Origin of the sequence: Kitasatospora sp. NPDC059827 (genome assembly GCF_042731675.1) — a bacterium.
GTDB lineage: Bacteria > Actinomycetota > Actinomycetes > Streptomycetales > Streptomycetaceae > Kitasatospora.
Window position 1 is genome coordinate 1 of sequence record NZ_JBHWIV010000159.1, and the last position, 6,596, is coordinate 6,596.

Below are 6,596 nucleotides of genomic sequence, written 5' to 3' on the forward strand. Positions count from 1 at the left end.
GCCTTGGGGGCCGGGGGCGCGGCGGGCGCGGCGGCGAGCGGGGCGGCGGCCGGGGCCGGAGCGGCGGGCGCAGCCGGCGCAGCAGCAGCGGCGGTCGCGGGGGCAGCGGCAGGGGTCGGCGTGGGGCCGGCCTGGGTCGCGGCCTGGGTCACTGGGGTCACCTCGGTACCGGGCTTGTAGTCGGCGAAAAAGTCCCACCAGGCTCGGTCTACCGAGTTCGGGTCCTGGAGGTACTGCTGGTAGATCTCATCGACGAGCCACTCATTGGGGCCGAAGCCAGTGGAGCTTGCCGAGCTGTTGGGGGTTTCAGGGGACTGTGGCGACACGGCGGCAACCGCCCTCTTCCGCTTCCTTTTGGGATGTTTGGACAGCGGGGATTAAGGCTACGCCCCTGACCAGTGATCGCGCAGTCCCCGGGCCCCAGGCGTCGCCCAGATCACAGTCCTGACCTGCAGATTGGCTGAAAAAGTGCGTTAGAAAGCCGTATCTGCGGGGAACCGATCGGGCCCGATCACCCCATAAATCGGGGTGAAAGCGGACAAAAGCCTAGGTTCATCCGTCGACGATCTTCGTATGCGTCTGTGTCGGATCTGTGACAAATGTCCCGACCGCCTCAGGACTGCCCGGGCAGCCGGACCTCGATCCGGCAGCCGCTCGGCGACTCGGCGACGGCGATCCGTCCGCCGTGCAGGTCCACCGCCCAGCGGGCGATCGCCAGGCCCAGCCCGGTGCCGCCGTCCGAGCCCGGCCCGGAGGCCGTCGCGGTGCCGCTGCGGCTGAACCGCTCGAAGACCCGGCCGCGGTCCGCCGGCGGGATGCCGGGGCCCTCGTCCTGGACCTCCAGCAGCAGGCCGCCGTCCTCGCCGTCGGGCCGGGCGCGCACCGTCACGGTGCCGCCGGGCGGGGAGTGCTTGCAGGCGTTGTCGACCAGGTTGGCGACCACCTGGTGGAGGCGTTCCGGGTCCGCCACGGCCGTCAGGCCGACCGGGCTGACCTCCAGGGCGAGCCGGACGTCACCGCGCCGGGAGAAGGCCCCGCCGGCCGTCGCGCCGTCCACGGTGACCCCGCGCAGCACGCCGTCCAGGAACTCGCGCACCTCGAACGGACGGGCGTCCAGGTCGACCACGCCGTCGTCGATCTTGGAGAGGTCCAGCAGGTGGGTGACCAGGCGGCCGAGCCGCTCGGTCTGCTCCAGGGCGGCCCCCAGGGTCGCCGGGTTGGGCTGGACGACGCCGTCCACCACGTTCTCCAGCACGGCGCGCAGCGCGGCGATCGGCGTGCGCAGCTCGTGCGAGACGTTGGCGACCAGTTCGCGGCGGTGCCGGTCGGCGGCCTGGAGGTCGGCGGCCATGCCGTTGAAGGCGGCGGCCAGCTCGCCGATCTCGTCGCGCGAGTTCACCTCGACCCGGCGGCTGTAGTCGCCGGAGGCCATCGCGCGGGCGGCGTCCGTCATCTCGCGCAGCGGGGCGGTGAGCCCGTGCGCGAGGAACTGCATGAACAGCAGCGAGGCGATCATGGAGAAGACCATGATGATCCGGATCTGGGTCTCGGACCGGATCGCCACGACCACCATCCCGGTGGCCAGGAACACGGAGACGATCACCAGCAGGGCGAGCTTGCCCTTGATGGAGCGGACCGGGTCGAGCGGACGGATGTCGGCCCAGACCCGGCTGGCCGCACGGGCGGCCAGGGTCTGCGGGCGCGCGCCGTCGGCGTCCCCGTTGCGTTGCTGTGGAAAGGTCATTGCTCCCCTGTGATCCCCGCGTGTTGTCACGGCGGTGCCGGGACACGGGCCCCCCGGTGGCCCGTCGCCCGAAGCCCCCGTCAGGAGAGCGGGGCCTCCAGCGCGTATCCGACGCCGTGGACGGTGCGGATCCAGCTGGCGCCGATCTTGCGGCGCAGCGCCTTCACGTGGCTGTCCACGGTCCGGGTGCCGGACGCGTCGGTCCAGTCCCAGACCTCGGCCAGCAGCTGCTCGCGGGTGAGCACCGCGCGCGGCTGGGCGGCCAGGCAGGCCAGCAGGTCGAACTCGGTCGGCGTCAGGTGGACGTCGCCCGAGGCGAGTCGGACCCGGCGCTGCACGTGGTCGATCTCCAGTTCGCCGAAGCGCAGGCTGCCGAGCGCGGGCGTGCGGGCCGCCTGCTGGGCGCGCTCGACGCGGCGCAGCAGTACGTTGACCCGGGCGGCCAGTTCGCGCATGGAGAACGGCTTGGTCATGTAGTCGTCGGCACCGACGCCGAGGCCGACCAGCAGGTCCGTCTCGTCGTCGCGGGCGGTCAGCATCAGTACCGGCACCGGGCGTTGGGCCTGGATCCGGCGGCACACCTCCAGCCCGTCGAAGCCGGGCAGCATGATGTCCAGGACCACCAGGTCCGGCTGCCAGGTGTGGAAGCCGTCCACCGCGCCGGGGCCGTCGTGGGCCACGGCGACCTTGAACCCCTCGGCGCCCAGTCGCGCCGCGATCGACTCGGCGATCGTGGGTTCGTCCTCCACCACCAGCACTCTGCGCTGGCTGCTCACAGTGCCGCCGGTGTTGGGGTTGTCCTGCTGAATTTCTGTCACGGTCACGCCACCGCCCCCAGGGCTGCGGGCCGGCCACCTGTGGGGATGGCGGGGCTCCGCTCGTAGTCTTGTTCCGTCGTGGACTGTGCCGGGTCCGCCGTCCCGTTCGTGCACCGGGGAGTGGAGGACGGATGGTCTTCCGCCCACTCCTCCCACGCACTTCGCAGCGTACGGACAGCGGATGCCTCCCGGCAGGCGGACCGGACGTTTCCGGCCCGCTGGGCCGGCTGTCCGGCCGCCCTCGGGCCCACCGAAGGAGTGGGCACGGGCCGATACCTTACCCGGCGAATTTTCACTGCGTAACGGTACGTATGCAGTCCAGTTGACGCCAAGTCGCCGGTCAGAGGCCCTACTGACGCGTTAATCGGGAGAAGGTCTGGACCAATGTCGGGAATCCGGCCGGTCCCGTCGTCGACGGTCTTCACGGGCTTTTCTCAGGTGCCTCTCAGAACCTCGACGTAGCGTGGCCGCGACAACGCCCCGCAGGGCGGAATCCGGCCTCCGCGCCGGGGCGTCGGGCGCCCTCCGGGCGCCGTGCGGCTGCGGGTGTGGGAGCGGAGGCGTCATGGCTGGACTGCGGTGGGGTGCCGGCGGGCGCGCGCCTTCGGGGGCGCCGTACGGAATGCTCCCGGGCCGGCTGCGCGGCGGTCCCGTCGAATGGCTGCTGGAACGCGTGCCGACACCTCGGCGGACCCCGTTCACGATCGGATATCTCGCGGTCGTCGGCGTCACCTCGACCTTCGCGGGGATCGCCGATCCGGAACTCGTCCAGCGTTTGCAGGAAGCTTCCAGTTCGGACGGCCACAACCTGCTCCAGCACCCGCTGCGCGCCCTGTTGCTGAGTGGTTTCTGGGTGGCCGGGGGATCGTGGCTGCCCTACCTGTGGGGTTTCGCCTTCACCCTGGCCCCGCTGGAGCGCCGGGTCGGCCCGGCCCGGGCGGCGGCGGTGTTCGCCGCCGGGCACGTGGCGGCCACCCTGCTCTCCCAGGGCGTGGTGATCACCGCGGTGGAGACCGGGCGACTGGCCCCGGCGGCGATGGACCAGCTGGACATCGGCGTCAGCTACGGCGTGCTCGCCTGCCTGGGCGCGGCCGCCGGGGCGCTGCCGCCGCGCGCGCGGGCGGTGGCGCTGGCCGGCGTCGGGCTGATGCTCGCCCAGCAGATCGCCACCCAGAAGGACCTGGTCACGGCGGTGGGGCACCCGGCCGCGCTGCTCACCGGGATGGCGCTGTGGCGCTGGCTGGGCCGGATCGAGCGGCGCCCGCCCGGGCCGCGGCTGCGCCCGGCCCGGGTGCGGGCGGTCGGCTCCGCCGCTTCCCCGTCCGCCTCCTCGGTGCTCTCCTCCGTGCTCTCCTCGGTCGTCCCCCCGGCCGCCGCGGCGGTGCGGGCCGGGCGTCGGCCGTCCACCGCGCGCTGACGCCGGGGCCCTCTTGGGCCGTTCTTTCCGCTCCCTTTTGACGGGGCCTCCCCCCGGCCGTTCCGGCGACGGCCCTGTTCGCTCGCAGCGAACAAGGTGCGGGGAACAACCGGCGCCCGCGAATCCTTAGTCAGGTCGACTCAAGTTCACTGACCGGGGAGAGATCATGGCATCGACGTCCACACCGCTCACCCTGCCCGTGCTGCCCCTCGACGACGAGGTCGTGCTCCCGGGCATGGTCGTCCCGCTGGACCTCAAGGACACCGAGGTGCGCGCCGCGGTCGAGGCCGCCCGTGCCGCGGCCACCGGCTCCGGCAAGCCCCAGGTCCTGCTGGTCCCGCGGGTGGACGGCTCGTACGCGGCGGCCGGCACGCTGGCCACCGTGGAGCAGGTCGGCCGGCTCGCGGACGGCGACCCGGCGGCGCTGGTGCGCGCCGTGCGCCGGGTCCGGATCGGGGTCGGCACCACCGGCCCCGGCGCCGCCCTCTGGGTGGAGACCACACCGTTCAAGGAGTCCTCGGTCGGCACGCCGGTGGCCGGGCGGGCCGCCGAGCTGGTCAAGGAGTACAAGGCGCTGTCCACCCAGTGGCTGCGCAAGCGCGGCGCCTGGCAGATCGTCGACCGGGTGGCGCAGATCGAGGGCGTCGGCGAGCTCGCCGACAACATCGGCTACGCGCCCTTCGCCACCGCCGAGCAGAAGCTCAAGGTGCTGCTGGAGGCCGACCAGGTCGCCCGCCTGGAGTACGCGCTCACCCTGCTGCGCGACCACCTCGCCGAGGAGGAGGTCAACGACACCATCCGCAAGGACGTCGAGGAAGGCGTGGCCAAGCAGCAGAAGGAGTTCCTGCTCCGCCGCCAGCTGGAGGCCGTCCGCAAGGAGCTGGCCGAGCTGAACGGCGACCCGGCCGACGAGGAGGGCGACTACCGCGCCCGGGTCGAGGCCGCCGACCTGCCCGAGAAGGTCCGCGAGGCCGCGCTCAAGGAGGTCGACAAGCTGGAGCGCTCCTCCGACCAGTCGCCCGAGGGCTCCTGGATCCGCACCTGGCTGGACACCGTCCTGGAGCTGCCCTGGAACGAGCGCACCGAGGACGCGTACGACATCGCCGGCGCCCGCGCCGTGCTCGACGCCGACCACGCCGGCCTCGGCGAGGTCAAGGAGCGGATCGTCGAGTACCTGGCCGTCCGCAAGCGCCGGGCCGACCAGGGGCTCGGCCAGATCGGCGGCCGCCGAGGAGGCGCGGTGCTCGCCCTGGTCGGGCCGCCCGGCGTCGGCAAGACCTCGCTCGGCGAGAGCGTGGCCCGCGCCATGGGCCGCAACTTCGTCCGGGTCGCGCTCGGCGGCGTCCGGGACGAGGCGGAGATCCGCGGCCACCGGCGCACCTACGTCGGCGCCCTGCCCGGCCGGCTGGTGCGGGCGATCAAGGAGGCCGGATCGATGAACCCGGTCGTCCTGCTCGACGAGATCGACAAGGTCGGCTCCGACTACCGGGGCGACCCGTCCGCCGCCCTGCTGGAGGTGCTGGACCCGGCCCAGAACCACACCTTCCGCGACCACTACCTGGAGGTCGAACTCGACCTCTCCGACGTGGTCTTCCTCGCCACCGCCAACGTGCTGGAGGCCATCCCCGAGCCGCTGCTCGACCGGATGGAGCTGGTCCGCCTGGACGGCTACACCGAGGACGAGAAGGTCGTCATCGCCCGCGACCACCTGCTCCCGCGCCAGCTGGAGAAGGCCGGCCTGGCCGACGGACAGGTCGCCGTGGACGAGGAGGCGCTGCGCCGGCTCGCCGGGGAGTACACCCGGGAGGCGGGCGTGCGCACCCTGGAGCGCTCGATCGCCCGGGTGCTGCGCAAGATCGCCGCACAGGCCGAGCTCGGTGAGCGCGAGCTGCCCGCCGCGGTCGGCGCGGCGGACCTGCCCGCCCTGATCGGCCGCCCGCACCACGTGCCGGAGGCCGCCCAGGCACCCGCCGAGCGGCGCACCGCCGTCCCCGGGGTGGCCACCGGCCTCGCCGTCACCGGCGCCGGCGGCGACGTCCTCTACATCGAGGCCTCGCTGGCCGACGCCGAGACGGGCGGCACCGGGCTGACCCTGACCGGGCAGCTGGGCGACGTGATGAAGGAGTCCGCGCACATCGCGCTCTCCTACCTCCGCTCGCGCGGCGCCGAGCTGGAACTGCCGGTCACCTCGCTGCGCGACCGCGGCGTGCACCTGCACGTCCCGGCCGGGGCCGTCCCCAAGGACGGGCCGAGCGCCGGCATCACCATGACCACGGCGCTGGCCTCGCTGCTCTCCGGCCGCAAGGTGCGCACCGACGTGGCGATGACGGGCGAGGTGTCGCTGACCGGGCGGGTGCTGCCGATCGGCGGGGTGAAGCAGAAGCTGCTCGCCGCCGACCGGGCCGGCGTTACCACGGTGATCATCCCCAAGCGCAACGAGGCCGACCTGGACGACGTCCCGGCCGAGGTGCTGGAGCGGCTCACCGTCCACCCGGTGGCCGACGTGCGCGAGGTGCTGGCGCTGGCCCTGGAGCCGGCCGGGGTGCTGGTCGCCGCAGCCTGAGGCGGTCGGGGGGGGCCGGGGGGGGGGGGCCCCCCGCCCGCCCCCCCCCCCGGC

At 73.4% G+C, this 6,596-nt stretch carries 5 protein-coding genes; 2 read left to right on the forward strand and 3 right to left on the reverse strand.

The window, feature by feature from the left end; all coding sequences use genetic code 11:
* The 3 genes from ACFV8H_RS40915 to ACFV8H_RS40925 form a co-directional block, all read right to left on the reverse strand.
* Window positions 1–326, reverse strand: a 326-nt coding sequence (locus ACFV8H_RS40915) for a hypothetical protein (RefSeq protein ID WP_380409808.1), incomplete at its 3' end; no start/stop codon positions are given.
* A 287-nt stretch (window positions 327–613) separates the two neighbouring features.
* Complete coding sequence (locus tag ACFV8H_RS40920; RefSeq protein WP_375897243.1) at window positions 614–1,744, reverse strand: sensor histidine kinase; 1,131 nt, start codon at window positions 1,742–1,744, stop codon at window positions 614–616.
* 80 nt (window positions 1,745–1,824) lie between these two features.
* Complete coding sequence (locus ACFV8H_RS40925; RefSeq protein ID WP_094742879.1) at window positions 1,825–2,562, reverse strand: response regulator transcription factor; 738 nt, start codon at window positions 2,560–2,562, stop codon at window positions 1,825–1,827.
* Window positions 2,563–3,127: 565 nt separating this feature from the next.
* On the opposite strand from ACFV8H_RS40925, the gene ACFV8H_RS40930 reads away from it, so the two are divergent.
* Window positions 3,128–3,979 (forward strand): rhomboid-like protein, encoded by an 852-nt coding sequence (locus ACFV8H_RS40930; RefSeq protein ID WP_380409810.1) that lies wholly within the window; start codon window positions 3,128–3,130, stop codon window positions 3,977–3,979.
* A 166-nt stretch (window positions 3,980–4,145) separates the two neighbouring features.
* Window positions 4,146–6,542: an endopeptidase La gene (gene lon / locus ACFV8H_RS40935; RefSeq protein ID WP_380409812.1), complete on the forward strand. Its 2,397-nt coding sequence runs from the start codon at window positions 4,146–4,148 to the stop codon at window positions 6,540–6,542.
* Window positions 6,543–6,596 lie beyond the last annotated feature (54 nt).